Here is a 25760-nt window from a genome sequence, read left to right on the forward strand (position 1 = left end):
ACCGCATTGACCCGCGGTGATCTTCCATACACGCTTGGTTGCTTTTCCCACTATGTGCCGGTCGTATTCTTTCTCACGCGGCTCAGTACACCTCCGGGCAGGTGGCGTCCTCCGGATCGGCCCAGCGGTCGTTGGGCAGCAAGGGGTACCAGCCGGGCCGCCCCGGATCCCGGTCGTACGGGTAGTTTCCGGTGCGCTCGTAGAACTCGGCGTATTCGGCGAGCTTCTCCCGATCGAGGCGCACCCCGAGTCCGGGTTCGTCCGGCACCGCGATCTTCCCGTTCCGGTAACGGAATTTCCCGCCCTCGATGATGTCCTCGCGCAGGTGGTGGTAGTGCGCGTCGGCGGCGAAGGCGAGGTTGGGCACCACCGCGCCGAGGTGCAGCATGGTGGCCAGCTGGATACCGAGCTCCCCTGAGGAGTGCACGGCGACGCCGAGCTGGAAGGTCTCGCACACCCCGGCCGCCTTGACACACGGCCGGATCCCGCCCCAGAAGGTGGTGTCCAGCAGCACCACGTCCACCGCCGGGTCGCGCACGTTCGCGGCGAGCTGTTCGAAGTTCACCACGACGGTGTTCGTGGCCAGTGGCACGGTCAGTTTCTCCCGGACCTGGCGCATCCCGTGCAGGCCCCAGCTCGGGTCTTCGAGGTATTCGTTGTTCAGGTCCGCGGTCGCCGTGCCGAACCGCACCGCCTCGGCGACCGAGAGCGCGCCGTTCGGGTCGTAGCGCAGCAGATCGCCGGGGAATTCTTCGCCGAGCGCCCGGTAACAGTCGAGTTCGTAGCCCGGCGGGAACACCCCGCCCTTGAGTTTGTGGGTGCCGAAGCCGTGTTCGGATTTGAGTGCCCGCGCGTGTTCCACGAGCTGTTCCGGGGTGCGCACCTCCCCGTTCCGGGTGCGCGGATCGGCGTAGCGGAAGAACAGGTAACTCGCGAACTCGACCTCCGCGCGCAACGCCCCGCCGAGCAGGGCGTGCACCGGGACGCCGAGTTGCTGGCCGAGCAGATCGAGGCAGGCGAACTCGACCGCGGCGAGCAGCTGGGTGCGGTTGTTGTACAGGCTAGCGGTCGGGTTCGCGAGCATGAACCGCAGTGCCTCGAGCTGGGCCGGATCGTGGCCGAGCAGATAGGGTTCGAGCCCGGCGAAGGCCAGTTGCGCGCTCTCCCCACCCCCGCCCATCTCGCCGAGACCGATGAGCCCGTTGTCGGCCTCGATCTCCACGATGGTGCGGATGAACCGGCCCCAGTGCGCACCGTTGCTGTGCCGCAGCGGTGCCTCGAGCGGAACGGCGACAGTGGTCGCACGGACATCGACGATCTTCATGGTCTCCCTCGTAGTTGCGTCCGAAAGCTAGATCTGGGACAGCGTCAGTCCCCTGGTGAAGAATCGCTGGGTGAGCAGGAAAACCAGCACGGTCGGCAGCGAGACGATCAGCGCGCCGGCGAGCACCACGGGCACGGTCGCCCCGGCGTAGGCGCTCTGCAGCGAGGAAAGCGAGGTCATCACCGGGCGCACGTTGTCGCTGCGGGACAGCGAAAGCCCGAGCAGCAGGTCGTTCCAGGTGAAGGTGAACTGCAGGATGAACACCGCGATCAGCGCGGGCCGCGCCATGGGCAGATAGATCTGCCCGAACACCCGCGGAATCGAGGCACCGTCCATGATGGCCGCCTCGAACAGCGAATAGGAGATGCCCGAGAAGAAGTTCCGCATCATCAGCGCGGCCAGCGGAACGCTGATCGTGGTGTAGATCAGCACGAGCCCGACCTGGCTGTCGTAGATGCCGCCGCCCGCATAGCCGAGGAACAGCGGGACGAGCAGCATCTGCATCGGGAGCACGGTCCCGCCGAACACCACGATGAACCAGGCGAATCCGTGCCGCAGCCGCAGTACCGTGATGGCGAACCCGGCCATCGCGCCGAGCACGACCGCGATCAACGGACCGAGCACGCTGTAGAGCACGGTGCTGCCGATACTCGGCCCGAGATCGGCGCGCTCCCAGGCCTGCGCGATGTTGGTGAACAGGCCGAAACCGTGCGGCGGGGTCCAGTTCTCGGTCCCGTCGTACTCCTCGACCGGCCGGATGGCGTTCACGATGAGCAGGTACACCGGGGCGAGCCAGATCGCGGAGAGCACCGCGAGCACGACATAGCGCAGTGATTTCACGGCCTTCATTTGCCGCCTCCGTCCACATCGAACCCGCGCTTGGGGCTCAGCTGCTGGCGCAGATACAGCACCGAGGCGATCCCGGTGACCAGGGTGAGCAGGACCGCGACCGCGGACCCGTAGCCGTAGTCCCCTGCGACGAAGGAATCCCGGTACATCGTCACCGCAAGCGTTTCCGAGGTGCGCCCCGGTCCGCCCTGGGTCACGATCCACACGATGTCGAAGGTCTTGAGCCCGGCCACGAGCGCGAGCCCGATCGCGACGGCGGTCAGCGGGCGCAGCAGCGGCCAGATCACCAGCCGGAACCGCTGCCAGGCGTTCGCACCGTCCAACGTGGCCGCTTCGAGCGGTTCGGTGGGGATCGCCTGCAGACCGACCACGAAGATCAGCACGTTCACCCCGATCATCTGCCAGGTGCTGGCCAGAATGAGCACGATCGTGTTCAGCGGGCTGGACTGCAGCCACAGCGAATCGGCGCCGGGAGCGTGCAGTGCCTCGAGGAAGCTGCTCGCCGCGCCGCCGTTCATCAGCACGAATCCCCACACCACCGCCGTTCCGGTGCCGGAGAGCGCGTAGGGAAGCAGGAACGGGAGGCGGAAGTACTGGCCGCCCTTGATGTTGTAGGTCAGCATCGCGATCAGCAGGCCGAGCCCGACCGGGAGCACCACGGTGCCGATCACCCAGAACAGCGTATTGCGGATCGCGGTCAGCAGTGCGGGATCGCTGAACAGCCGCCCGTAGTTGGCGAGCCCGACCCAGTCGGACTGCGAACCGTCGCTGTCGGTGAAGCTGGTGATCACCGACCACAGGAACGGCAGGTACAACAGCACCGCGACCAGAAGCACCGAAGGCGCCACGAAACCCGGTGCCCACCACCGGGTCGAGCGCTGCACGGCGGAGCCACGGTGGGCCCCGCGCGGGCGTGCGCGACCATAGTCAAGTTGCATCATTGCCACTTTCTCGCGACTGTGCTCAGTCGGTTTCGTGTTTCTCCGCCTCGGTTTTCCAGTAGTCGTCCGCTGCCTGTTGCACGATGTCCAGCTGCGCGCGGTACTGGTCGGGATGCACCATGACCGCCCCGAACGCGTCGACCGCCGGAGTGAGGATCGGTTCCGGGGTGATGTCGTAGTACCGGTTGAGCAGGCGGTACTCACCGTTGTTGGCCGCGTTCGCGACCGCGTTGAGGCTCGGCGCCTCGGTAGTCACCTTGGGATTGGTGGAGACCTCGTCTCGGATGGTCGACCACGGCCGCTGCGCGGTCTCGCCGAGCCACCAGGACATGAACTTCTCGGCTTCGGCGAGCCGGTCCGATCCCGACGGCGCGCACAGTGCCCCGGTTTCGTAGAGCACCGAGATCTTGGGCAGCTTCGGATTGACGTTCGGGATCGGGAAAAAATCGTAGTCCACCCCAATCCGCTGACCGGAGAGCAGGAACTTCGAGTTCAGGTAGGTACCGGCCGGGGCCATGGCGGTCTTCCCGGATTTCAGCTGCGCCTCGGGTTCGATCTTGCTTCCCGAATCGGAGAACAGGCCCTGCTCGGCCAGTTCCCGGAAGCGTTGCAGGACCGCGACCACGCCGGGATCGGTGTATTTCGCCTTGCCCTCGGCGAGCCGCTGATAAAGGCCCGGATCGGAACCGGCGAGCAGCTGCTGGAACCAGGCGAAGCTGAACAGTTTCGTCGTCTCGTAGAACGGCGCGATTCCGTGCGACTTCAGGGTTTTCGCGATCCGGATCAGCTCGTCCCAGGTCTTCGGCGGGTGCAGCCCGTACCGGTCGAACAGGCGCTTGTTGTAGAACATGCCCCAGTAGGAGTTGGCGAGCGGAATGCAGTACTGCCGCCCGCCGACCGTGTAGTACTGGCGGACCTGCGGGCTGATGTCCCCGTTCGCGACCGCCTTGTCCCAGATCTCGGTGGTGTCCGCGACCTGGTGGCGCTCGACGAGCTTGCGCAGTTCCGGCCCGGTGGTCCAGGTGAACAGGTCCGGCTTCACATCGGTCTGGAAGGAGGAGCGGATCGTGGCCTGATAGGTCGGCTCATCGGTGTACCCCGAGGGTTCGAGGTCGAGCCCGATCTTTTTCTCGGCAAGGGATCCGAGCTGCTGGAAATAGGGTTTCCAGGCGTCCTTGTCGTTGAACAGGGTGAGTGTGCCGGGTTTCTGGGTCCCGCCCGCGCATCCGGTGAGCGCGAGGATCACGACGGCGAACACCGCCAGCACCCGCGGGCGGTTCACGATTCCTCGCTCACATTGGCCGCCACGATCTCCCGCACCACCTCGAGGTGCTTGGTGATCAGCCGGCGGGCCACCACGGGCTTTCCCGCCTCGATGGCGGCGAGGATGTCCAGGTGCTCGGCGTGGTCGCGCTCCCGATCGTTGTAGATGTGCAGAATCTGGCGCTGTTCCGGGCCGTGTACCGACAACAGCGAGTCCACGACCTCGGCGAGCACGGAATTGCCCGCGGCCTCGGCGATCAGCCGGTGAAAGTCCATGTTCTCGGTATGCAGGGCGGCGTCGTCACCGATCCGACCGGCCGCCCGCTCCAGACACTCCCGCAGGCGGTGCACCTGCTCTGGCGTGCGGTTGCCCGCGGCGAGTTCGGCCAAGCGGGGTTCCACCAGCAGCCGGGCCTCGAGCAGTTCGTCGAACCGTTCCGGGGAGAGCACCCCTGCGTTGCGGTTCGGCAGCACGGTGCGCCCGATATTGGGCCCGACATAGATTCCCGAGCCGTGCTTGATCTCCACGATCTCGGTGGCCTGCAAGCTGCGCAGCGCCTCCCGCATGGTCGGGGTGGACACGCCGAAGCGTTGGGCGAGATCCCGCGCGGTCGGCAGGGCGTCCCCGCGGCCGAGCCCTTCGGCCCTGATCAACTGGATGGTCCAGTCTGCGAGGTTGGCCGACAGCGTGTTGTGCGTCGTGGCCTGCTCGGTCATCGCCACTCCCTAGGGTTTCCGTCCTTCGGTGACCGGCACATCCACGAACCGGGGCCGGTAGATCGAGGTGTCGGCGTAATTATCGTTAGCCTGCGCGGGTTTCGTGATGTCCAGGGTGTTCACGTTGTACGAAAGAGTGAGTCCTCCACTGCTGCTCAGCTCCGGATGCACATGCGCGTTGTAGCTGTACACCTTGTCGCTGGTGTGTCCGTTCGGTCCGGTGTAGACACTGCCGGGCGCGCCTTCCGGGGTCCGGTACAGCACGGTCTTCCCGGTGAACGGACCGTCCGGGGCGCAACTGGTGTAGGCCACGATCTCGTTGTTCCACTGCTTCGTGGTGTCCTGGGTGACGAGCACATAGGCGTCGCCGAGCTTGCTGACGCTGTACTCATTGGCCACCCCACGCAGCAGCGGGGCGGAATCGGCCTCCTTGTCCGACCAGCCGTCCGCGGTGCGGAACTCCCATTTCCCGCTCAGGTCGGTCCCGCGCACCCTGGCCAATTCCATGTTCTTCTCCGCGCCGTGATCGCGCACCCCGTACAGGTAGGTGTAACCGCCCTCGGTCAGCAGCCAGGAACCCCGCTCCACCAAGGGCTGCGCGGAAGGCAGCGGATGGGTGTCGATCAGGTGCAGGTCGTCCAGCGCGTACCTGGCGTAGAGGTTGCCGCGGAATTCCAGGTCTCCCAAGGGGTCCTGACTCCCCTTCGGCAGGTGCCACTGCAGGTACAGCACGGCGAGGGTGCCACCGGTGACCGCCGCGGCGCCGACCCAGTACCAGTCGGTGTCCGGGTCCGCGTTCGGCGGATGCAGCACCGCATCCGGACCTTCTCCGTACACAGTGGACAGTTCGGTCCCGCGCTGGGTGACGAAGGAGTTGTGGATGAACGGGGAATCCGGAGCCCGGGTACCGTCCCCGCGCACCGGGCCGAGGAAGGTGTCGGAGAACAGCCAGACAATCCGGCCATCGGGCAGCCGGACCGAATAGGTGCTGTCCCCGCCGGACCAGTTCCGGTCCGAGGTCTGTTCGCCGTACCGGGAGAACTGCCCGGTCAGCTCGGTGTTCGCGGTACCCGTGCCGAAGCCCGGGCGCGTGCAGTCGCCCGTTCCCGCGGCCCGTGCGGGAACCGCGGCGCACAGTGTCGCGATCAGGCTCGCGACCGCGAACCCGGCCAGGCTGCGCGCGGTCATCGCTGCTCCCGGATCCCGTCGCGGTCCACCTCGTAGACCCGGCCCTGGATGCGCAGTCCGCGCAGCCGCGCGTGCTCATCGAAGCGCTCCAGCCGCGGATTCGCGGTGACCTCGCCGTCCAGCCCCACGTCCACGCCGAACACCGACTGGATCACCATGCCGGCGAAGCTGCCGCCCGAGGAGCACGCCCAGTCCATCAGGTACGGGTACTGCGGAAGTCCTTTCACCGCATGGTCTCCCTCGGCGAGGTGCCCCTGGGCCAGTGGTCCCCAGCGGCAGGCCCCGGCGAGCCCGGGCAGCCATTCCATCGCGGTGTCCGCGCCGCCGAGCGCGCACAGTGCCGCGACCGCCTCGGCGGGCCAAGCCGTGTACGCGCCGTTGTACTGATGATCGGGCCGGATGCTGTAGGCCGCGTCCTCGTCATAGGCCGAAAGGGCGCGCATCCATTCCGGAGTGCGCAGTTCCCGCTCGAAGAAGGCGATCATCTCCGCGCGCCGCCGCCTCGGGAGGTCACCGCCGATCGCCTGGCCCGCGGTGTTGAAGTCGTAGCAGTGCCGCACCGGAATCAGGCTTCCGTCCGGCTGACGCGTGTTCCAATAGCCGCCGCCGTCCACGTAGAGCTCGCTCACCGCGTCGACCAGCTCCGCCGCGGTGGCACGCAGCTGCGCGGCCTCCTCCGGTTCGCCGAGCAGCCCGCGCGCCTCGGCGGCCGCGCGCATCGCCCACACGTTGGCCGCGTTCAGCCCGGCTACCTCGTGCACATAACTGGAAACGCATTCGAGCAGATTGTCGGTGCCGCCGTAATCGGCGAGCGCACCGGTTCCGCGCAGGCCCTCCCAGGCGCGCGCCCATTCGGTCATGTGGTCGGCCACCCGCCGCGCACCACCCTGCTCGGTGGCGATCGTGCTGGACAGCCAGTCGGTGTCCCCGCTCCAGCGCACGTAGTCGCGGGTCAGCCGGGTCATCGCGTAGTCGTTGACCGAATACCAGCAGCCGAACGGTTTCCCGGTGAGCCATTCGGTGCCGTAATGGGTGTGGATGTCGGTGGTGATCCAGTGCTCGAGGTGACGGCGCATCACGTTCGGTTCCAGCAGCGCGTGCACGGTCGAGCTGAGGCTGTAGTCCCAGATGAACGTCGCGGACTGCCAGTAGCGCGGCATCAGGGTGTCGAAGGTGCGCCCGAGCACGCTGTGCGGGTTGTCCCTGCGGAAGTAGAGCACACCCAGGATGCCGGTCCAGTACAGCCTGCGCAGCACCGGGGAATCGGTCTCCAGCACCGGAAGATGCCCGTCGAACCAGTCGTTGCCCGGCTCGAAGACCGCGGCCAGCGCGCCGTCCCACTGCTCGCGTGCCGCCTCGAGCAGCCCGGGAACATCCGCGCTGAGCCGGTCGTAGTCGGCGAGCGCGTCCGTCTCGTTGTCCGCGAGCACGTGCAGATAACCGAACGCCCGCGACTGTCCCGGTTGGACGGTGAGCTCGACCTCGGCAATGCGCTCGTCGATCCGGCTCGGCTCGGTGTCCAGGCCCTGTACGGCGACCGCTTCCGCGCTGCTGCCGAGCACCGCGCACCGTTCGCGGTCGACCGCGAGTGAGTTCTCCGTGCCACCGGGGAACGTGGAGTGCACCCCGCCCCCGTTGCGCACCGCCGTGGAGAACATCCGCAGCCCGATCGTGGTCGTGCGCGCGGCGATTCCCTGGTTGGCCATCTCGATGTGCACGGCCACGGCGGTCGTGCCCGGGACGCACACCGTGGTGCTGGTGATCCGGAGGTCGCCCAAGACCGCGGTGCGCACCACCCGGTCCGGGCGCCAGCGCACCTCGACCGGGATCCCGAGGGAGCGGAACAGCCTTCCGTCCACATAACACAGTGCGGTGCTCGTCGGTCCGTGTCCGAGCGGCGGGAAGTTCACCCCGCGCAGCCCGGTGAGATCGTGCTCGGCCTGTACCGCGCCGAGGAAGTTGGTCAGCCCCGGCGGGTTCACCATCTCGTCGAGCCGGTCGAGTACGGGATCCGCGGCGAGATCTCCCACCCTGGGGATGTGCTGGTGCATAAATTCATCTAATCACTTGATGTCTGTCCGGCCAAGGGGAGACATCAAGTGATTTAATGACTTCCATGTTGTTCGGCATCGACGAGGCTGAGCTGCGCGGATACCGGCCCGCACGCCAGGAACCAGGGGACTTCGACACGTTCTGGGATCACACGCTCACCGAAACGGCAGCATTCGCACTCGCTCCCGAATGCGTTCCGGTGGCAGGACCGCTACGCACCGTCCGGGTGTTCGATGTGACGTTTCGCGGATTCGGTGGCCAGGAAATCCGCGCCTGGCTGCAGATCCCGGAGAACGTACCCGGTCGGATGCCGTGTGTGATCGAGTACATCGGTTACACCGGTGGCCGCGGGCTGCCCATCGACCGCCTGCTGTGGAGCGCGGCCGGGTACGCGCAACTGGTCGTGGACACCCGCGGCCAGGGCACCGACACTCCGGACCCGGTCGGCGATCACGCGCCCCAGGTCTCCGGATTCCTCACCAGGGGCGTGCTCGATCCGCTGCACCACTACTACCGCAGGGTGTTCGCGGATGCGGTGCGCGCGGTCGAGTTCGCGCACGGCCACCCGGAGATCGACGCGGAACGGATACTGCTGCACGGCGGCAGCCAGGGCGCCGCGATCGCACTTGCCGCCTCGATCCTCGCACCACGGCGGGGTTTCGGGGTCGCCGCGCTGCTCGCCGATGTGCCGTTCCTCAGCGACATCCGGCACGCGGTCGAGCTCACCGAGGCCGACCCCTACGTGGAGCTTGCCCGCTACTGCCGCACCCATCCCGAACACGCCACCCGGGCCTTCGCCACCCTCGACTACTTCGACGGTCTGCAGTTCGCGGTGCGCGCCCGGATTCCCGCGCTGTTCTCCGTGGCACTGCGCGACGAGGTCTGCCCGCCGCACACCGGGTTCGCGGTGCACAATCACTACGCGGGCCCGAAGGATCTCGTCGTCTGGCCCTATCCCGGGCACGAGGGCGGCGGCACGTTCCAGAAACAGCTCCAGCTCGAGTTCGCCGAGAAGATCAAGGAGTCGTGATGACACAGGGAGAATTCGCCGGATCGGTGGCGCTGGTGACCGGCGGCTCCGCGGGGATCGGGGCGGCGGCGGTGCGGCGGCTGCTCGAGGGCGGCGCGCAGGTCGCCTACTGCGGGACCGAGACCGCCGAACTTCCCGGGGCGAGCGGAACCGTGCTCGACGTCGCCGACCCTGCCGCGGTCGCGGACTGGGTCACCGCGTGCGCGGAACGGTTCGGCGGTATCGACATTCTGGTCAACTCCGCGGGAATCCAGCGCTATGGCACCGCGGAACACACCTCGGACGCGCTCTGGGACGAGGTGTTCGGGGTGAACGTGAAGGGCATCTTCCACGCCTGCCGCGCCGTACTCCCGCACCTGCGTGCCCGGGGCGGCGGGGCCATCGTGAACGTCTCCTCGGTGCAGGCCTTCGTGGCCCAGACGAACGCGGCCGCCTACTGCGCGAGCAAGGGCGCGATCAACGCGTTCACCAAGGCCATGGCCGTGGATCACGCGCACGAGGGGATTCGGGTGAACGCCGTCTGCCCCGGATCGGTGCACACCCCGATGCTGCGCTGGGCGGTCGGGCTCACCGCGGACGGGCGGGACACCGGCGAACTGCTCGGCGAACTCGGCGCGGCACACCCGCTCGGGCGGGTCGCCGAACCGGAGGAGGTCGCCGAGCTGATCGCCTTTCTCGCCGGTCCGCGTGCCTCGTTCATCACCGGTTCCGAACACCGGGTGGACGGCGGGCTGCTCGCGGTGAACGCGGCGGAGGGCCCTTACCGGCCCTGAACCGGGGTCACCAGCGCTGCGCGAGGAACCGGGCCCCGTACTCGCACGCGGCCTTGGCCTCCGGCAGGGAGTCGGCGCCGAGCATCTGGAACCCGTGCACCTGCCCCGGCCAGATCTGCACCTCGCAGCGCCGCCCGCACAGGGCGGCACCGAGCAGCTCCGCATCGGCGACCACGCACTCGGTGCCACCGGTCTGCACCAGCACAGGTGGCCAGCCGCTGGTGTCCGCCTCCAGCGGGGACAGCCGCGGATCATCGGTGCGCCCATCGGGCAGGTAGGCCTCGAGCAGCCAGTTGACGGTCTTCGCGGGCGGGTACACCGGATCGGGCTGTTCGGCATCACGTGCGCACGCCGCCTTCCCGGTGATGTCCACGGTCGGCGAGAGCAGCAGCGCGGCACCGGGCATCGGCAGCCCGTTGCGGGCGAGATCCCCCGAGCAGGCTCGCGTTCCTCTCCGCGAACCTGATCGTGTTCTGGACCGGCTGGGAGGTCAACGAGAACTGTTCGCCGCGATCGCGCTCGGCTACGTTTTCCTCGCCTGCTACCGGAAATTCGCCCGCCGCACCGCGCTGGATTTCCGCGCCGGTTCCTGGTGCCTGATCTGGATCACGGGGATGGCCGTGCTGAGCTACTTCGGCGAGTTCGGCGCCGCGGCGGACACCGTGCTGCCCGGCGGCAAGGGACCGCTCGGCATGGTCGGCGGGCCGGTGATCATCGCCGGATTCAGCGCGGCCGTCTACGCCTACGCGATGCTGATGCGCCCCTCGTTCGCGAACACGATCGCGAATATCGGTGACCCGTGCGAACAGTGAGGGCGCACCGGGCATGATGGGCGCATGACCGGAAAGTCTCGAGGGCGTCCGAGCACCGGGGTGCGCCAGGCGCTGCTCGCCGCCGCGGAGGCGGTGCTGTCCGAGACGGGCGTGGCGAAGCTGTCCACCCGCGAGGTGGCGCGCCGTGCCGGGGTCGCCGAGTCCAGCATCTTCTACCACTTCGGCGACCGGCTCGGACTGCTCGGCGCGGTGGTGCGCGAACACCTGCCGCTGTACCAGTCCGTGGCCACCGAGGTGCTGGAGAGCGCGGCGAGCCGTTCCGTGCGGGACAATCTGCTCGCCCTGCTCGACGCGCTGGAAGCGTTCTACGTCCGGATCTCGGGCATCCTCGCCGCGGTCCAGGCCGATCCGCAGCTGCACGCCGAGTTCGCCGGCCGCCAGTCCGGGCCGCAGCGCGCGCTCGGCCCGCTGATCGACTATCTGAGCGAGGAACGCGCCAGGGGCCGGGTGCGCGCCGGGCTCGACGTGGATTCGGCCGCGCTGTTGCTGCTCGGCGCCGCGCACCAGCGGGCACTGCTGGGCCATCTCGGCGGCACCCGGCTCGAAGCGCTGCCCAGCACCGCCTCGATCGCGGACACCCTCGCCGCCTCGATCACCCCGTGATCCCTGTGTATGCTGGCCACATATTTACTGAGTACTTGCTCAGTAAAACCGTTCCGAACGAAAGACCACCATGCGCAAACTGTTCTTCGCCGCCCTGACCTACACCGTTCTCGGCCTGCTCGCCGGCATCTACTACCGCGAGCTCACCAAGGCCTATGACTTCACCGGGGACACCCAGCTCAGCACCCTGCACACACACCTGCTCGCGCTGGGCATGCTGGCTTTCCTGATCGTGCTGGCCCTGGAGAAGGTCTTCACGCTGAGCGCCAGCCGCTGGTTCCGGTACTTCTTCTGGTTCTACAACGCCGGGCTGCTGATCACCGTGGCGCTGATGACCGTGCACGGCACCCTCACCGTGGTCGGTTCCGCCTCCGGGGCGGCCATCGCGGGAATCGCCGGGCTCGGCCACATCGTGATCACCGTGGGCATCGCTTTCCTGTTCGCCTGCCTGTACGCCCGGCTGCGGCACACCGAATCGGATACCGGCGCGAAGAAGAACTGAGCATTACGCCACAGCGGCCCGGATCACGCCAGCCAGCCGTGGTAATCGGGAAGTTTGACCGTTCGCTCGGCGTGGTCACCGGCCAGATCGCCGGCCGAATTCCCGATATTGGCCACGATGGTATAGCCGCGGTGTTCCAGGTCTTCCCTCGCGTGCTGTTTGAACATCTGCAATGATTCCGCGCTCGGCAAGGGATGCAGCACCAGCCCGTCGACCGGATAGCCCACCGCGCGCAGGTTGTTCCGGGTGGCCTCGCGCAGTGGTTCCGGACGTCCGGTGATGAAGAAAACGCCGAACCCGCGGTCTTTCGCGGCTTCGACCAGCCGCTGGACCGGTTCGATCGCCGGAATGTCCGGCAGCCGGAAATGGTACTGCGTCTCCAGGCTCGTGTTGTCGATGTCGAGCACGATCGCGGGTTTCTCGCCGGGTTCGATCGGCACCGATTCGAGGTAGCCCGTGGCGGGCGCGGTGGCTTTCGTCACGTCGCCGATCCAGGTCCGGTAGTCCGGCAGCCAGGGCGGCACCGCACCCGCCGTCCGCGCGGCAGCGGGCGCGGGATCGGGTGCCGCCGTCGCCGTGGTTCCGGCGAGCAGTGTTCCGGCAACGACAAGCGAGAGAGCCAGTGCGGTGGATTTCGCCCAGCCGCGCGGATAGCCAGGATGCATGGCACGGAACCTCCTTGATCTCCGCCCCCTCGACGTCTGCGCAGCACTCTGGTGCAGAACCGCCGCACTGACAACCACCGGATCGGTTCCGTAGGGAGAAGCCTCCCCTCAGCCGGCGGTCGCCGCCCGCAGCATCGGAGCGCGCGGATTCAGTTTCCGGTCGAGGGTGAAACGCCCGCCGCAGAATCCGAGCGCGAGCGAGGCGAGGGCGAGCACCAGGACGTATTCGAAACCGCCGTCGGTGGCGAAGAATCCCGAGCCGATGTGCGCGATCAGTCCGGCACCGACCATGTCCGCGGCGAGCAACACGCCGAACACCGGGAGCAGCAGGCCGAGGATGAGCGAGACCCCGCCGAGCAGTTCGATCAGCGCGGCCACCCAGGCCGAAAGGGTCGGCAGCGGAACGCCCATCTCCACGAATCCGGTCGCCGTCGCGCTCATTCCGTCGATGGCCAGCTTCTGCAGTCCGTGCGCGATGAACACCACGCCGATGCCGATTCTCGCGATGAGCAGCACTACATCTCTGGTCTTTGTCATGGTTTCTCCCCTCGTGAGGTCGATGTCGCCCATGACTGTACCTGATGATTGAACGCTCAACCACTTTACCGGGAGCTCACATCCGATCGAGCACCCTGCCGATCAGGTGTAGAGGCTGAATTCGGGGACGGCGCCGGTGAGGTAGTAGGCACCGAGTTCACGCCGCTTGTAGGCGATCGGATCGTGCAGGGTGTGCGTGCGCACGTTGCGCCAGAACCGGTCGAAGCCGTGTTTGCTCGCGGTAGCCCGCGCCCCGGTCACCTCGAAGACCCGTTCGGTGACCTCGAGCGCGGTTTCGGTGGCCACGATCTTGAGCGCGGTGATCCGCTCGGCGAGTTCCCCGCGCCCGGCCCAGGTGAGCGCGGAACCGGCCGCGTCCACCGCGACGAGCGCGACCGCCGCCCGGTCCGCGAGTGCGCCGAGCGCGGCCAGTTTCGCCGCGAGTTCCCCGTAGGTGGCCAGCACGTACGGATCCGCGGTCGCCGAATCCAGTCCGGAGTGGATCCACGGCCGGGAGATGGTCCGGGTGTACTCCCGCGCGGTCCGCAGCGCGCCCTCGGCGATCCCCAGATACAGGTGCCCGAACACCGCCTGAATGGCCGGGGTGAGCAGGGTGGCGCGCGGGGTTATCCGTTCCGGGGCAAGGGATCCGAGCACGTTCCCGGCCGCGACCGGTGCCCGCTCGAAGGTCACGCTCCCGCTCGCGGACAGCCGCTGGCCGATGTTGTCCCAGTCCCCGCCGAAGGTGATTCCCGCACCGGTACTGGGAATCGCGGCCAACAGCGGTTCCCCGGTGGTGGTCAGGCTCGCCCCGATGACGATGACGTCCCCGGAACTCGCCCCGGTGGCGAACCGCTTGGTGCCGTCCAGCAGATACCCCTCGCCGTCCGGGGTCAGCAGCAGCTCCGGATCGGTCGGATTGACCGCATCGCCCCAGAGCCACTGCCGCCGCGCACTTTCCCCGCCGAGTCGTTCGGCGACCTCCTCCGGGGCGGTGAACCAGAGGTTGTACTGGTTCACGTAGTGGTAGCCGATCAGCTGGGCGACCGAACCGTCCGCGGCGGCGATCTCGCGCACCACGGCGAGCGCGGTACCCCAGTCCTGCCCGGCGCCGCCCTGTGCGGCAGGCACGAGCAGGGCCGGGAGTTCGGCCTTGCGCAACAGTTCCGCCTCGGCGAGCGGTTCGGCCCCGGCCTTGTCACGCTCGACCGCGTCAAGGGCCAGGGTCGCGGCGACCTCGCGGGCGCGTTCGATCCAGTCGGTCATACTCGGGCTCCTTCTCCTGCGTACCGGTACGCGGCACCGGGATGGTCGGCGCGCAGCTGCCGCTGTCCGGCGCCGTAGAGAGTTTCGCGCAGCGTGCTGCCGGGATAACCGGTGCGCACCAGTCCCCTGTCGCGCAGTTCGGGGACCACGTACTCGACGATGTCGGCGAAGGTTCCCGGAGTGATGGCGTAGGCCAGATTGAAACCGTCCACATCGGAGTCCCGCACCCAACGCTCGAGTTCATCGGCCACCGTGTCCGGTCCGCCGACCAGAACCGGCCCCATCCCGCCGATTCCCACCCAGTCCGCGATTTCCCGCGGGGTCCATTCCCGGTCCGGGTCCGCGCTGGAGAACGCCTCGACCGCGCTGCGCACCGCCTCGGTCTCCACATAGCGCAGCGGGGTGTCCGGGTCGTAGCGAGACAGGTCGAGCCCGCTCCAGCCACCGTAGAGGCTCAACGCGCCGTCATAGCTGGCATACCGCGCCAGATCCCGGTATTTCGCCTGCGCGTGCTCGTCGTTCTCCCCGGTAATGATCGTCAGCAGCGCGAAGAACTTCAGGCTACGCGGATCACGGCCGTGCTCCTCGGCGCGCCGCCTGGTGTCCGCGACCAGCGGGGCCAGCACCTCCGGGCGGGTCCCCGTGATGAAGATGGCCTCGGCGTGCCGGGCGGCGAAATCCCTTCCCCGCGGTGAGGCACCCGCCTGGAACAGTACCGGGGTGCGCTGCGGCGAGGGTTCGGCGAGGAAGATCCCGGGCACCTCGAAGTGCTCTCCCTTGTGCGCCACGGGATGCACTTTTGCCGGGTCGGTGTACAGGCCGCGCACCGGATCCCGCAGCACGGCGCCGGGTTCCCAGGAGTACTCCCAGAGCTTGTACACCACCTCCATGAACTCCTCGCCGAGTTCGTAGCGGCTGTCGTGGCCGATCTGGCCCGCCCGCCCAAGATTGCGCGCCGCACTGTCCAAATAGGACGTCACGATGTTCCACGCGACCCGGCCCTTGGTCAGGTGGTCCAGAGTGGTCATGGTGCGCGCGAAGGAATACGGCTGCTCGTAGGTCGCGGACACGGTGACCCCGAACCCGAGATGCTCGGTCACCGCGCCCATCGCGGCGACCGCGGGCAGCGGATCGGTGAGCGGAACCTGGGCGCCTTCGGTGATGGCCGGTTCCGCGCCGCCCCGGTACACGTCGTAGACCCCGAGCACATCGGCGATGAACAGGCTGTCGAACCCGCCGCGTTCCAGCAGTCGCGCGAGATCGGTCCAGTAGCCGAGATCGGTGTAGCGATGCGATTGGTCCTCGGGATGCCGCCACAGTCCGGGCGACTGGTGCCCGGAACAGCTCATGTCGAAAGCGTTCAGGTGAATCTGCTTGGTCATCGAACCTCCTGGCTCACCGGATCGGGATGGGCGGATTCCGCGTCGGCGTCATGCCCGACCGGCTCCCAGCGGCCGATCAGCAACGCGGCGGCACCGAGCACCGGGGCGATCGCGATCACCCAGAACACGCCCGTGGACAATGCCGAGGACAGCACCGGGAACAGGAACAGCGTCACCGCCGTGGCGATCGCATCGCTTCCCCTGCTGAACCCGACACCGGTGCCGCGCAGCGAAGTCGGGTAACTCAGCGCCGCGAAGGTCATCAGGTTCGCTCCGGGACCGCTGCCCTGCGCGAACAGATACAGCCCGAGCATGGCCAGCGCCGCGACGATGGCCACCGTGCTCGTCGGGGTGCCGATCAGCGCGAGCGTGACGAAAGCCAGCAGCTGCGCGGCGAACCCGATCAGGGTCATCGGCCAGGCGCCGAGCCGCCGGGAGAACGTGATGCCGAACAGCCCGCCGGTGAACGCGAAGGCCACGTTCAGCAGCAGCGAGGCGATGATCGTCGTCAGGCTGCCCTGGGCGAGGAAGGTCGAGATGATCACCGGGAGCCCGAAGGCCACTGAGTTGTAGCCGAAGTTCTGCGCCGCGCAGACGACCAGATTCTGCAGGGTGCGCCTGCGGTACACCCCGCGGAACAGCTCCCGGTATCCGCGCGGTGGTGCCACAGTACCCGCGGATTCATCCGGCCGGGCTTCGACGACGAGCCCGTAGGTATCCCGCAGAATCCGCGCCGCGCCCTCCAGATCGCCCTGATTCGCCGCCCAGGAAGGCGATTCGCTGATGTAGCGCTTGCGGACCAGGATGATCAGCAGCGCGGGAAGCGCGCCGAAACCGACCGCGAACCGCCACAGCAGACCGTGCTGCTCGACCGGAAGTACCGCGTACAGCCCGAGAATGAGCAGATAGCAGGCACTCGTCGCGGCATACCAGGCAGGACACCAGGCCGCCGTACGATCGCTTTTTCCGCGCCTGCCCCGCAAACGGGAGAACTCCGCGAGAAACGCCATCGCGACCGGGAGATCCATGCCCACCCCGATCCCCATCACGAACCGGAAGAACACGAGCATCTCCGCGTTCACCGCGCAGGCGGCGCCGATCGCGGCGAGCACGAAGAAGAACATGTCCGCCATGAACACCCGGTACCGGCCGATCCGGTCGGCGAGCCAGCCGCCGAAGAACGAACCGAACAGCACCCCGAAGGAGATCGAGGCGACCACGATCCCCAGTCCGGCCGGACCGAGCCCGAACTCCCGCGCCACATCGGTTTCCCCGTAAGCGAGCGAGGTCAGATCGTAGGCGTCCAAGAACACCCCGCCGAGCGCGATGAACACGATCATCTTGGCATGCCTGGTGTTCGCGCCGAGCCGGTTCACCACGCCCGCGACATCCGCCGCCGAACCGACGATGGTGGTGGTCTCCGCTGCCATGGGCTCAGCTAAGCGGTGCGACCGCGGTCGTGTCAGTATCTCCCGGGCGGTGAGAACAGCGCGGAGACCGAACTTGTCGATGTTCGGCGCTTGCTGGTACCAGTGTTCGGTCCGGTTCCGGAGCCTCCGTACCGGACCACGCATCGGTACCCTGGGCCGCGTGCCGGGAACCGTATGGGAACTGTCGTGGTTGCCGCTGGCCGAAGTGGTGGCGGCGATCCTCGTCGGCGGTCTCGTCCGGCGTTTCGGCGGTTTCGGGGCGTCCATGGTGTGGGTTGTCGGAATGTCGCTGGTGCTACCGCCCGCCACGGCGATTCCCACCTCGCTGATGCTGGAGGTTCTCGCCAGCCTGCAGCTGCTCCCCCGGATCTGGCGGGACGCGCACTGGCGCTGCGCTGGCTGCTCGCCGGTGTCGTGCTCGGGCTCCCGCTCGGGACATGGGCGTTGACCGCGGTCGCCGAACGTCCGATGCGGCTACTGATCGGGATTGTCGTCCTGGCGACGGCGATCATCATGGCGTGCGGGTGGCACCTCGAGGACCTGCCCGGTCCGGTGGGGGCGACGACGACGGGAGTGGTGTCCGGCGCCCTCAACGGCGCGTTCGCGATGGGTGGCCCACCGGCGATCCTGATGTACTTCTCCGCACCACAGCACGTGGCCGTCGGCCGCGCCTCGCTGATCGCCTTCTTTCTGTGCACCGACCTGCTGGGGACCGGTTCGGCTGCCGTCGGCGGACTGGTGACGTGGCCCCTGCTGACTCAGGTCGCGGTGCTCTTCCCGGTTTCCCTGGCCGGCGTCGGCCTCGGTGCCCTGTGGTTCCGCCGCACCCGTGCCACCGACTTTCGCCGCTATGTGCTGTGGCTGCTCGCCGCGCTGTCCTGTCTGACGTTGACGCAGACCATCCTCAGCTAGGCCGTTCCATCAGCGTTGCTACAAGTGGGTCGCCCGTTACCGCGTGAGGGCCTGGCGGGCTTCGCGATCGCGAACTCGGTCCGCACCGGACCAGGCCACTGGTCGGCCTAGCGGCCTTGACGGAGCATGCCGTGCCGACCCGCCACGAATGGGCCAATACCATCGCACTCGTCAACAACACTGCTGAAACCTGCGGCTAGTCCATTGCGGTGATTGCTCACGCCGCTTCGGAAAACGCACTTCCTTGTGGTAGTATAGATATTATGAGCACTGGGGAAATAGGGACGATATTGTCGAGTCGGGAGCGGTTGGACCGGTTTGTTGAGCAGGCTGCTGTGGTGCGGCGTGCTGAGGCGGAGTTGTTGTCTCAGCTTGCCGAACTCGATAAGGAGGGTGCTCCGGTCGAGTTCGGGTACTGTGGTTCGGCGGCGACTTTGGCGCAGGATGTGTTGCGGATCAGTCGCGCCGAGGCACGCAGGATGGCCGAACGGGCGCGGGTGTTGTTTGGTGCGCTGGGGATCAGTGGGGAACTGTTGTCCCCGGATTTGCCGAATACCGCCGAAGCGTATTCGCGTGGTGAGGTCGGTAGTGAACACGTGGATCGGATTCGTACATTTGCCGCCGAGCTTCCGGCGGAGGTGCTGCTCAGGGACGCGTGGCCGATCGCGGAGAAAGCCCTTGCCCAGATCGCCGGTGAGGTCGGCCCGCGCGGACTCGTCCAACCGATCCGGGAACTACGGGCGCGCCTCGACCCGGACGGGCAGGAACCCACCGATCGCGAACCAACACGCCCGGATCGGGAAATCTGGCTCCGGCAACACACAAACCAGTGGGAAATCCGGGGCCGTCTGGACTACGAGACCGGGTTGAAACTCCGCAGTGTGCTCGACGCGCTCGGCCAACCCCGCAGTGCCGAAGCAAACGGCGGAACCCCCGACACCCGAACCCCAGCCGAACGCGACGCCAACGCCTTTGCCGACGTGATTCAACTCGCCGCGAACCCGGAAAACCTTCCCGAATCAGGCGGGGAACCGTTCACGATCATGGTGACCATGACCGAACAGTCGTTGCGTGATGGCATCGGTGCCGCCACCACCATGGACGGCAGCACCATCCCCGCCACCCAACTACGCAGAATCGCCTGTGATGCGGGGATCATTCCTACCGTGCTCGGCAGCGAGGGTGAAGTGCTCGACATGGGATGCCGCGACCGCACCGCACCACCCAAACTCCGCCGCAGACTCACCGCAAGAGACAACGGCTGCGCACACCCCGACTGCGACAAACCACCCGCACTCACCCAAGCACACCACATCCACCACCACGCCAACGGCGGACCCACCACCCAAAACAACATGGTGCTCCTCTGCGCCCACCACCACACCCTCATCCACCACACAGAGTGGAAAGTCCGCATCCACAACGGAAAACCGGATTTCACCCCACCCGAATACCGAGCATCGATCCGCTGCTAGGCCGCCGCGGGAATCCAGTTGCCGTGGAAGCCGAACGGGATCGGCACCGGCAGGTGCACGCCAGCGATCGTCTCCAGCGTTCCGGCGTCCAGAATCCGCAGTTCGCTCGTGCGCTCCGCGGCATCGTGCACGAAACCCATCAGCACACCGTCGTCCTCGGCGGAATCGGGCGCGGTGGGCTCGAAGACGAATTCGCCGACGCTTTTCCCACTGCCGAATTCGCGCACAGTGGCGGAGCCGGTCGCGAGGTCGTGCTTCAGCAGCGCGCCACCCTGGCTGAGGTTGCGCCCGACCTGCGGCGTGTAGCCGTAACGGTGTCTGCGCCCCGTGCGGCGTTCGTCGATCCGCGGAAATTCCAGCGCGCAGTCCTCGAGTCGTTCGGTGCGCACCGAATCGCGCGCCAGATCGACGGTCCACCGATCAAGCGTCGGTGTCCCCTCGGCGGGACCGCGCAGTTCGGTGTCGAACAGGCGCGGATGGCGAACCACGTCGAGGACGATGTTCGTGCCGTCCTCATAGGCGTTCATCGGATGGAACACGTAACACGGATCGATCTCGAACCAGCGCACATCGGCATCCCCGCCGTCCCGGGGCAGGACACCGATCCTGGCCGGATAGCGCGCATTCCACCGGTAGGGCAGAACACCGTTGGAATCTATCCGGCGCGCTGCCATGGCCGCGATCGGATCGGGGATCGGCACCCTGCCGACGAGTGCGGAGAGCATCAGTTGCGCGGGCCAGCGCAGCAGGGAAGGCACCGTCGCCTGGACCACCTGCCTGCTGTCGAAGGTCACCGGGAGGTCGTAGAGCACGACGTACCGGTCGGTGAGCGAGAAGTCGTGCATCATCGGTGAACCGGTCACCGTGATGTCCACGACGCGGCGCGCCCGGCCACTCGTGTCGATGACCGAATACCGGACCTTGTTGCCCAGACCGAAGAAATACGAGACCGCGTGCAGTTCCCCGGTGACCGGATCGTGTTTGGGATGGGCGGTGTAGCCACCGGGGAGTGAACCGTCGAAGGAGCAGCCGCCGAGAGTGTCCAGCTCCTCGGACAGTTCACAGTTGGTGACCCCGCCTTCGACCAGGGCCAGCGTGCGGCCCGCGTGCCCGAGCACGTTCGTGTTCGCGCCCAGTGTCGGCACCCCTGCACGGCCGTCCCGGCCCCCGGGCGGTTGTTCGCGCAACGCCGCGGCGACCTTCGGCGAACGGACCCAGCGATTCCGGTACCACAGGGCGCGCCCCTCCCGCAGCCGCACACCGTGCACCATGCCGTCGCCCATCAACCAGTTGTAGGCGACCGGGTCGAGCTCACCGAGCGGATTCGGCCCGTTGCGTACGTAACGCCCGTCGAGGTGCTCCGGGATGGTCCCGGTGACCTCGAGTTCCGTCAGCGTCTGTTCCTCGGTGACCGGGGCGAACCCCTCTTCGAGATACGGATTCCGGATCATGCCACACCACCTCACCAGCCGGGTATAACAATGTTATCTTGACGAATATAACGCGGTTATGGAAGATTGCCAAGGGTGAGTCCGGCGAGGGAGAACGACAGCGGCATGCGCGGCCGGATCATCGCGGCCGCAGTGGGCCTGCTCGCCGAACACGGGGCCGGGGCGGTGCAGGCTCGTGCCGTGGCACGGGATGTGGGCGCCTCGACGATGGCGGTCTACCACTATTTCGGTGGCATGCGGCAATTGTTCCTCGCGATGAGCGAGGAGGGGTTCCACCGGCTCGACCGCAAGCTCGCGGAGGTCGTTCCCGGCCCGGACCCGGTCACCGATGCTCTCCGGCTGGCCCTGGCCTACCGGGAATCCGCCAGGGAGAATCCGCGGCTCTACGATCTGATGTTCGGCCTTTCCGTGCCGGGCGGGCACAGCCCCGAGGAGCACGCCCCGCTCGGCGGGGACGGCAAGGACAGCGCCGCGCAGCACGCGTTCGCGCATATCGTCAACGGGTCCGAGCGGCTGCTCGAACTGGGCGAGACCGGCGAGCACGAGCCGACGGAGATCGCGGCTCAGTTGTGGAGCCTGGTGCACGGCTGCGTCTCGCTGGAGCTCGCCGGTCACCTCGACGGGGAGCTTGCGGTCGAACGCGTGCTGATGCCGATGGGCACGCATCTTTTCCGCGGTATCGGGATCCCCGGGGATCACATCGAACGGTCCTGGGCGCGGCTGTCGGGCTGATCCGTCACAGCGCGGCGGGCGGGTTCAGTTCGGATTCCCGCACCCCACCGCCGACACCCCACTTGCGCAGGATCCGCCCGTACTGGCCGGTGGTGATCAGGTGGTCCACCGCGTCCCGCAGCGCGAGAGCGAGCGGGGACCCCTTGGCGGTCACGAAACCGACCGGGGTGGAACTGTACTCACCGGCGAGCCGGGTACCCGGGATGTGCGCGGCGTCGTAACGCAGGCTCAGGCTCGGCCCGAAGTAGACATCGACCTTTCCGTTGGCCAGACCGAGAAAGATCGGCCCGGTGTCCGGAAAGTACTGTGCGGTATAGGGTTCCTTGCCGTGCGCCGCGCAGACTCCCGTACCCCGGTCCAGGATCTGCTGGAAGGTGGAGCCGGGGCTGGTCGCCACGGTGTACCCGCACAGGTCCGGCAGACCCCGGATCCGCGCGGCCCGGACCCCGGCGCTGGCCAGGAAAGACTGGCCGTCGTGCAGATAGGTCGCGAAGTCGACCGCGCGTTCCCGCGCCCTGGTCACGGCGAAATTCCCTTGCCCCACATCGTATTTCCCGTTCTGCACCCCGGGCACGATGGTGGCGAAGGTGCCACGGGCGACGGTGAGCCGCACACCGAGTACCTTCGCCACGGCCTCGCGCAGATCCACGTCGAGCCCGACATCGCGGCCGTGCACCCGCCCGCCGTGCGGCAGCGAGGAGGTCCCCGGCGTCGGCGGGGTGCCGAGCAGCAGGGCGCCGCGGGCGCGCAGCCCGGCGGGTAGTTCCGCGTGCAGCGCGGGAACAGTGCGGATCGCGGTGAGCACATCCTCACCCGGGACCGCGGCGGTCCGGCTGTCCGGGGTGACCGCGCAACCGGCCAGCAGCAGGAGCACGGCCAGCAGACCGAGGCTTCGCGGCATCAGTGGTCCTCCGGTTCAGCGGACCGCGGCGAGAAAGGCGCGCGCCCGTTCGTGGCGTGGATTGGCCAGTGTCTCGGCGGGCGGGCCGGCCTCCAGGATCCGGCCAGCGTCCAGGAACACGGTGGTATCGGCCACCTCCCTGGCGAACCCCATCTCGTGGGTGACCACGATCATCGCCATCCCGGAATCGGCGAGATCCTTCAGCACCGCGAGCACCTCCCCGACCAGTTCCGGATCGAGTGCCGAGGTGGGCTCGTCGAACAGCAGCAGCCGGGGCCGCATCGCCATGGCCCGCGCGATGGCGACCCGTTGCTGCTGGCCGCCGGACAGTTCGCGTGGATAGGCGTTCTCCCGGCCGGCGAGCCCCACTCGGTCGAGCAGTTCACGGGCGTGCGCCACGGCCGGTTCCCGCCCGCCACCGTGCGCGATCGGCGCCTCGATCAGGTTCTCCAGCACGGTGAACTGTCCGAACAGGTTGAACTGCTGGAACACCATGCCGATCCGGGACCGCTGCGCCGCGATGGCCTTCGGCCCGAGCTCGTGCAGCGCGCCCCGCCGGTACCGGTAGCCGATCAACTCGCCACCGATCTCCACGAACCCGGCGTCCGGTTTCTCCAGGTGGTTGACACAGCGCAACAGCGTGGACTTGCCCGCGCCGGACGGGCCGAGCAGCACCGCCACCTCGCCCTCGACCACGTCCAGATCGATCCCGTCGAGTACCGGACGCGCACCGAATCCCTTGCGCAGGCTGCGAATCCGCACCAGTGGCCCGCTCATGACAGCCTCGCGAGATCGGTGCGCAACCGGCCGAACAGGGGCAGGTTCTCCCTGGCGAGCTGCAGCAGTCCACGGGCGCGCCTGCCGCGACCGCGCACATAGTGACGCTCGATGTAGTACTGGCCGATCGACAGCAGCGTGGTGAGCACGATGTACCAGATGGTCGCCACCAGCAGCAGCGGCATGATCAGATAGTTCTGGTTGTAGACCAGCTGCACCGAATAGAGCAGATCCTGCACGGCGATCACACTGACGATCGAGGTCGCCTTCAGCATCCCGATGAGCATGTTCCCCGAGGCCGGGATGATCGCGGGCATCGCCTGCGGCAGCACGATCCGCCGCAGGATCCGTGCCCGGGAAAGGCCGAGCGCGTTCGCCGCCTCGGTCTGCCCCGCATCGACCGAGAGGATCCCGCCGCGCACGATCTCAGCGGAGAACGCGGCCACATCGATGGTGAGCGCGATGAACGCGGCGAGCACCCCGTTGAACAGATGCGCGGTGTTGAAACTCAGGAATTCCGGCCCGAACGGGATCCCCAGGGACAGCCGCGGATACAGGGAGGCGAGCTCGTACCAGAACAGCAGTTGCACCAGCGGCGGCACCGAACGCACCAGCCACACGTAACCGAAGCTCAGCGAACGCAGGATCACGTTGCCGGACAGTCGCAGCACCGCCAGCACGATCCCCAACAGGTAACCGCACACCAGGACCGCGGCGGTCAGCCACAGGGTCAGCCCGAGCCCGCCGAGGATGTCGATCCGCAGGAAATACCGGGCGACCACATCCCACTGGAACCGCGGGTTCGCGATCAGGGTGTGCACGAACATCGCGAACAGCACCAGGATCACCGCCGCGGCGACCCACTGGCCAGGCCGCCTGCGCGGGCTCAGCCGCGCGGCGAGCAGGTCGGCATCGCGCGCGGTTTCCGAATCAGTCAGCAGCACGAAACCAGGCTAGGACAAGCGAAAGCTCGGCCGCCGAGCTTTGCCCGGCCACTGGGAAACCGGGGATTTCCCTCTTTCGCGTCGTAATCTGATCCGGTGCGATTCCTCATCATGACCCTGATCCCGCACACCGGCGAGACCAGAACCGCGGACCGGTTCCTGCAGGTGGTCGAGCGCGCCGAAGCTGCCGAGCGGCTCGGTTTCGACGGATTCGGGGTCGGTGAACGACATGAGCGGCCGTTCCTCTCCTCCGCTCCCCCGGTGGTGCTCGGCCATATCGCCGCGCGCACCAACCGGATCCGGTTGTTCACCACGGTGACCACGCTCAGCCTGCTCGATCCGGTGCGCGCCTACGAGGACTACGCGACCCTGGACAATCTGTCCCGAGGCCGCCTGGAACTGGTCATCGGCAAGGGAAACGGTTCCGCACAACGTGAACTGTTCCAGGTGACACCCGAGGATCAGTGGGACCGCAACGCGGAATCCTATGCGCTGCTGCGCCGATTCTGGCGCGAGGAACGGGTCAGCGCAGACCCGCGGTTCCGCCCGGCGTTGCACGAAGCCGAGGTGCTGCCCCGGCCGTTCCAGCTGCCTGTCCGGGTCTGGCACGGCAGTGCCACGAGCGAGAAATCCGCCGATCTGGCCGCGCGCCACGGTGATCCGCTGTTCTCGGCGAACGTCACCAATCCGATCGAGCCCTACGCCGCGCTGGTGCGCCACTACCGGGAGCGATTCGCGGCCTACGGACACGATCCGGCGCTGGCCGCGGTCGGCGCGGGCACCGCGGGATTCCATGTGCGGCGCAACTCCCAGGACGCGATCGCCGACTACCGGCCCGCGTTCGCCGCGCACCTCGCGTTGCAGCAGCGGCTCGGAGTGTCACCGGTTTTCCCGACCCTGGAGGATTTCGCGGCCCGCAGTTCGGCACTGATCGGCAGCCCGGAACAGATACTCGACAAGGTGCATCGCTACCACGAACAGCTCGGGCACACCGTGCTGCACCTGCCCGCCGAGACGAGCGGAATCGGGGAAGCCAGGCAACTCGAGGCATTGGAACTCTTCCAGGAGGCGATCGCCCCGGCACTGCGCCGGGACATTCCCGATCCGCCCTGGGAATGGGGACCGGCGCAGCCGGAAAACCTCGGACCCAGATCAGCTCGGAAACCCTGACATATTCCCGGGTGCGTGGCATTCCCGATTCCTGGGACGGCGG

Annotated in this window: 27 protein-coding genes; 10 read left to right on the top strand and 17 right to left on the bottom strand. The window is 67.5% G+C overall.

All coding sequences use genetic code 11. The features are described from left to right. Positions 1–82: 82 nt before the first annotated feature. The 7 genes from A37U_RS0104990 to A37U_RS0105020 form a co-directional block, all read right to left on the bottom strand. On the bottom strand, positions 83–1324 hold the full coding sequence (locus A37U_RS0104990) for an enolase C-terminal domain-like protein (RefSeq protein WP_020495519.1): 1242 nt from the start codon (positions 1322–1324) through the stop codon (positions 83–85). A 27-nt stretch (positions 1325–1351) separates the two neighbouring features. Then, positions 1352–2173, bottom strand: coding sequence for a carbohydrate ABC transporter permease (locus A37U_RS0104995; RefSeq protein ID WP_020495520.1), 822 nt, complete (start codon positions 2171–2173; stop codon positions 1352–1354). After that, positions 2170–3057 carry a carbohydrate ABC transporter permease gene (locus A37U_RS0105000; protein WP_205622851.1) on the bottom strand — a complete coding sequence of 296 codons (888 nt, stop codon included), beginning with the start codon at positions 3055–3057 and terminating at the stop codon, positions 2170–2172. Before A37U_RS0105000 ends, A37U_RS0104995 begins: the two co-directional genes overlap by 4 nt. Before the next feature lie 79 nt (positions 3058–3136). Next, complete coding sequence (locus A37U_RS0105005; protein WP_020495522.1) at positions 3137–4396, bottom strand: ABC transporter substrate-binding protein; 1260 nt, start codon at positions 4394–4396, stop codon at positions 3137–3139. Beyond that, positions 4393–5094, bottom strand: coding sequence for a FadR/GntR family transcriptional regulator (locus A37U_RS0105010; protein WP_026196887.1), 702 nt, complete (start codon positions 5092–5094; stop codon positions 4393–4395). The genes A37U_RS0105005 and A37U_RS0105010 overlap by 4 nt, the downstream gene beginning before the upstream one ends. Positions 5095–5103: 9 nt before the next feature. Continuing rightward, complete coding sequence (locus A37U_RS42245; protein WP_020495524.1) at positions 5104–6282, bottom strand: DUF4185 domain-containing protein; 1179 nt, start codon at positions 6280–6282, stop codon at positions 5104–5106. Continuing rightward, positions 6279–8333: a glucosidase family protein gene (locus A37U_RS0105020; RefSeq protein ID WP_020495525.1), complete on the bottom strand. Its 2055-nt coding sequence runs from the start codon at positions 8331–8333 to the stop codon at positions 6279–6281. Before A37U_RS0105020 ends, A37U_RS42245 begins: the two co-directional genes overlap by 4 nt. A gap of 56 nt (positions 8334–8389) precedes the next feature. On the opposite strand from A37U_RS0105020, the gene A37U_RS0105025 reads away from it, so the two are divergent. Both A37U_RS0105025 and A37U_RS0105030 read left to right on the top strand, forming a co-directional pair. After that, positions 8390–9364: an acetylxylan esterase gene (locus A37U_RS0105025; RefSeq protein ID WP_205622852.1), complete on the top strand. Its 975-nt coding sequence runs from the start codon at positions 8390–8392 to the stop codon at positions 9362–9364. Next, positions 9364–10137 carry an SDR family NAD(P)-dependent oxidoreductase gene (locus A37U_RS0105030; protein ID WP_020495527.1) on the top strand — a complete coding sequence of 258 codons (774 nt, stop codon included), beginning with the start codon at positions 9364–9366 and terminating at the stop codon, positions 10135–10137. The genes A37U_RS0105025 and A37U_RS0105030 overlap by 1 nt, the downstream gene beginning before the upstream one ends. 7 nt (positions 10138–10144) lie before the next feature. On the opposite strand, the gene A37U_RS42250 is transcribed toward A37U_RS0105030, so the two are convergent. Further along, complete coding sequence (locus tag A37U_RS42250) at positions 10145–10543, bottom strand: alpha/beta hydrolase (RefSeq protein WP_020495528.1); 399 nt, start codon at positions 10541–10543, stop codon at positions 10145–10147. A gap of 10 nt (positions 10544–10553) precedes the next feature. Between A37U_RS42250 and A37U_RS0105040 the strand changes: the two genes are divergently transcribed. From A37U_RS0105040 to A37U_RS0105050, 3 genes are all read left to right on the top strand, one after another. Further along, positions 10554–10949, top strand: a complete 396-nt coding sequence (locus A37U_RS0105040; protein ID WP_026196889.1) for a hypothetical protein — start codon at positions 10554–10556, stop codon at positions 10947–10949. A 24-nt stretch (positions 10950–10973) separates the two neighbouring features. Continuing rightward, positions 10974–11573: a TetR/AcrR family transcriptional regulator gene (locus A37U_RS0105045; protein ID WP_240437480.1), complete on the top strand. Its 600-nt coding sequence runs from the start codon at positions 10974–10976 to the stop codon at positions 11571–11573. Between the two features lie 70 nt (positions 11574–11643). Next, the gene (locus tag A37U_RS0105050) at positions 11644–12075 is read left to right on the top strand and encodes a DUF2871 domain-containing protein (protein WP_020495530.1); all 432 of its coding nucleotides are present in this window, start codon (positions 11644–11646) and stop codon (positions 12073–12075) included. 23 nt (positions 12076–12098) lie between these two features. On the opposite strand, the gene A37U_RS0105055 is transcribed toward A37U_RS0105050, so the two are convergent. From A37U_RS0105055 to A37U_RS0105075, 5 genes are all read right to left on the bottom strand, one after another. Beyond that, positions 12099–12740, bottom strand: coding sequence for an HAD family acid phosphatase (locus A37U_RS0105055; RefSeq protein WP_020495531.1), 642 nt, complete (start codon positions 12738–12740; stop codon positions 12099–12101). A gap of 108 nt (positions 12741–12848) precedes the next feature. Continuing rightward, positions 12849–13277, bottom strand: coding sequence for a DoxX family protein (locus A37U_RS42255; RefSeq protein ID WP_040586719.1), 429 nt, complete (start codon positions 13275–13277; stop codon positions 12849–12851). A 102-nt stretch (positions 13278–13379) separates the two neighbouring features. Continuing rightward, on the bottom strand, positions 13380–14543 hold the full coding sequence (locus A37U_RS0105065; protein ID WP_020495533.1) for an acyl-CoA dehydrogenase family protein: 1164 nt from the start codon (positions 14541–14543) through the stop codon (positions 13380–13382). After that, entirely contained in the window at positions 14540–15925 is a 1386-nt protein-coding gene (locus A37U_RS0105070) for an LLM class flavin-dependent oxidoreductase (RefSeq protein WP_020495534.1), read from the bottom strand. The genes A37U_RS0105065 and A37U_RS0105070 overlap by 4 nt, the downstream gene beginning before the upstream one ends. Next, positions 15922–17355 carry an MFS transporter gene (locus A37U_RS0105075; protein WP_020495535.1) on the bottom strand — a complete coding sequence of 478 codons (1434 nt, stop codon included), beginning with the start codon at positions 17353–17355 and terminating at the stop codon, positions 15922–15924. Before A37U_RS0105075 ends, A37U_RS0105070 begins: the two co-directional genes overlap by 4 nt. Positions 17356–17515: 160 nt before the next feature. Between A37U_RS0105075 and A37U_RS51295 the strand changes: the two genes are divergently transcribed. From A37U_RS51295 to A37U_RS42265, 3 genes are all read left to right on the top strand, one after another. Continuing rightward, entirely contained in the window at positions 17516–17803 is a 288-nt protein-coding gene (locus A37U_RS51295; protein ID WP_157182608.1) for a TSUP family transporter, read from the top strand. Further along, complete coding sequence (locus tag A37U_RS42260) at positions 17800–18267, top strand: sulfite exporter TauE/SafE family protein (RefSeq protein ID WP_240437481.1); 468 nt, start codon at positions 17800–17802, stop codon at positions 18265–18267. Before A37U_RS51295 ends, A37U_RS42260 begins: the two co-directional genes overlap by 4 nt. Positions 18268–18605: 338 nt before the next feature. Further along, positions 18606–19742 carry an HNH endonuclease signature motif containing protein gene (locus tag A37U_RS42265; protein ID WP_240437482.1) on the top strand — a complete coding sequence of 379 codons (1137 nt, stop codon included), beginning with the start codon at positions 18606–18608 and terminating at the stop codon, positions 19740–19742. On the opposite strand, the gene A37U_RS0105090 is transcribed toward A37U_RS42265, so the two are convergent. Further along, positions 19739–21193 (bottom strand): carotenoid oxygenase family protein, encoded by a 1455-nt coding sequence (locus tag A37U_RS0105090; protein WP_020495537.1) that lies wholly within the window; start codon positions 21191–21193, stop codon positions 19739–19741. The genes A37U_RS42265 and A37U_RS0105090 overlap by 4 nt on opposite strands. Before the next feature lie 75 nt (positions 21194–21268). On the opposite strand from A37U_RS0105090, the gene A37U_RS42270 reads away from it, so the two are divergent. Beyond that, entirely contained in the window at positions 21269–21925 is a 657-nt protein-coding gene (locus A37U_RS42270) for a TetR/AcrR family transcriptional regulator (RefSeq protein WP_063712741.1), read from the top strand. Between the two features lie 4 nt (positions 21926–21929). On the opposite strand, the gene A37U_RS0105100 is transcribed toward A37U_RS42270, so the two are convergent. Genes A37U_RS0105100 through A37U_RS0105110 form a run of 3 tightly spaced genes read right to left on the bottom strand, consistent with a single transcriptional unit; the run spans position 21930 to position 24547 of the window. Next, entirely contained in the window at positions 21930–22826 is an 897-nt protein-coding gene (locus tag A37U_RS0105100; protein WP_020495539.1) for a transporter substrate-binding domain-containing protein, read from the bottom strand. Positions 22827–22841: 15 nt separating this feature from the next. Continuing rightward, complete coding sequence (locus tag A37U_RS0105105; protein WP_020495540.1) at positions 22842–23603, bottom strand: amino acid ABC transporter ATP-binding protein; 762 nt, start codon at positions 23601–23603, stop codon at positions 22842–22844. Continuing rightward, on the bottom strand, positions 23600–24547 hold the full coding sequence (locus A37U_RS0105110; protein WP_020495541.1) for an amino acid ABC transporter permease: 948 nt from the start codon (positions 24545–24547) through the stop codon (positions 23600–23602). The genes A37U_RS0105105 and A37U_RS0105110 overlap by 4 nt, the downstream gene beginning before the upstream one ends. Before the next feature lie 96 nt (positions 24548–24643). Between A37U_RS0105110 and A37U_RS42275 the strand changes: the two genes are divergently transcribed. After that, positions 24644–25717: an LLM class flavin-dependent oxidoreductase gene (locus tag A37U_RS42275; protein WP_020495542.1), complete on the top strand. Its 1074-nt coding sequence runs from the start codon at positions 24644–24646 to the stop codon at positions 25715–25717. Positions 25718–25760: the final 43 nt, after the last annotated feature.

Origin of the sequence: Sciscionella marina DSM 45152, assembly GCF_000379465.1 — a bacterium.
Lineage (GTDB): Bacteria > Actinomycetota > Actinomycetes > Mycobacteriales > Pseudonocardiaceae > Sciscionella > Sciscionella marina.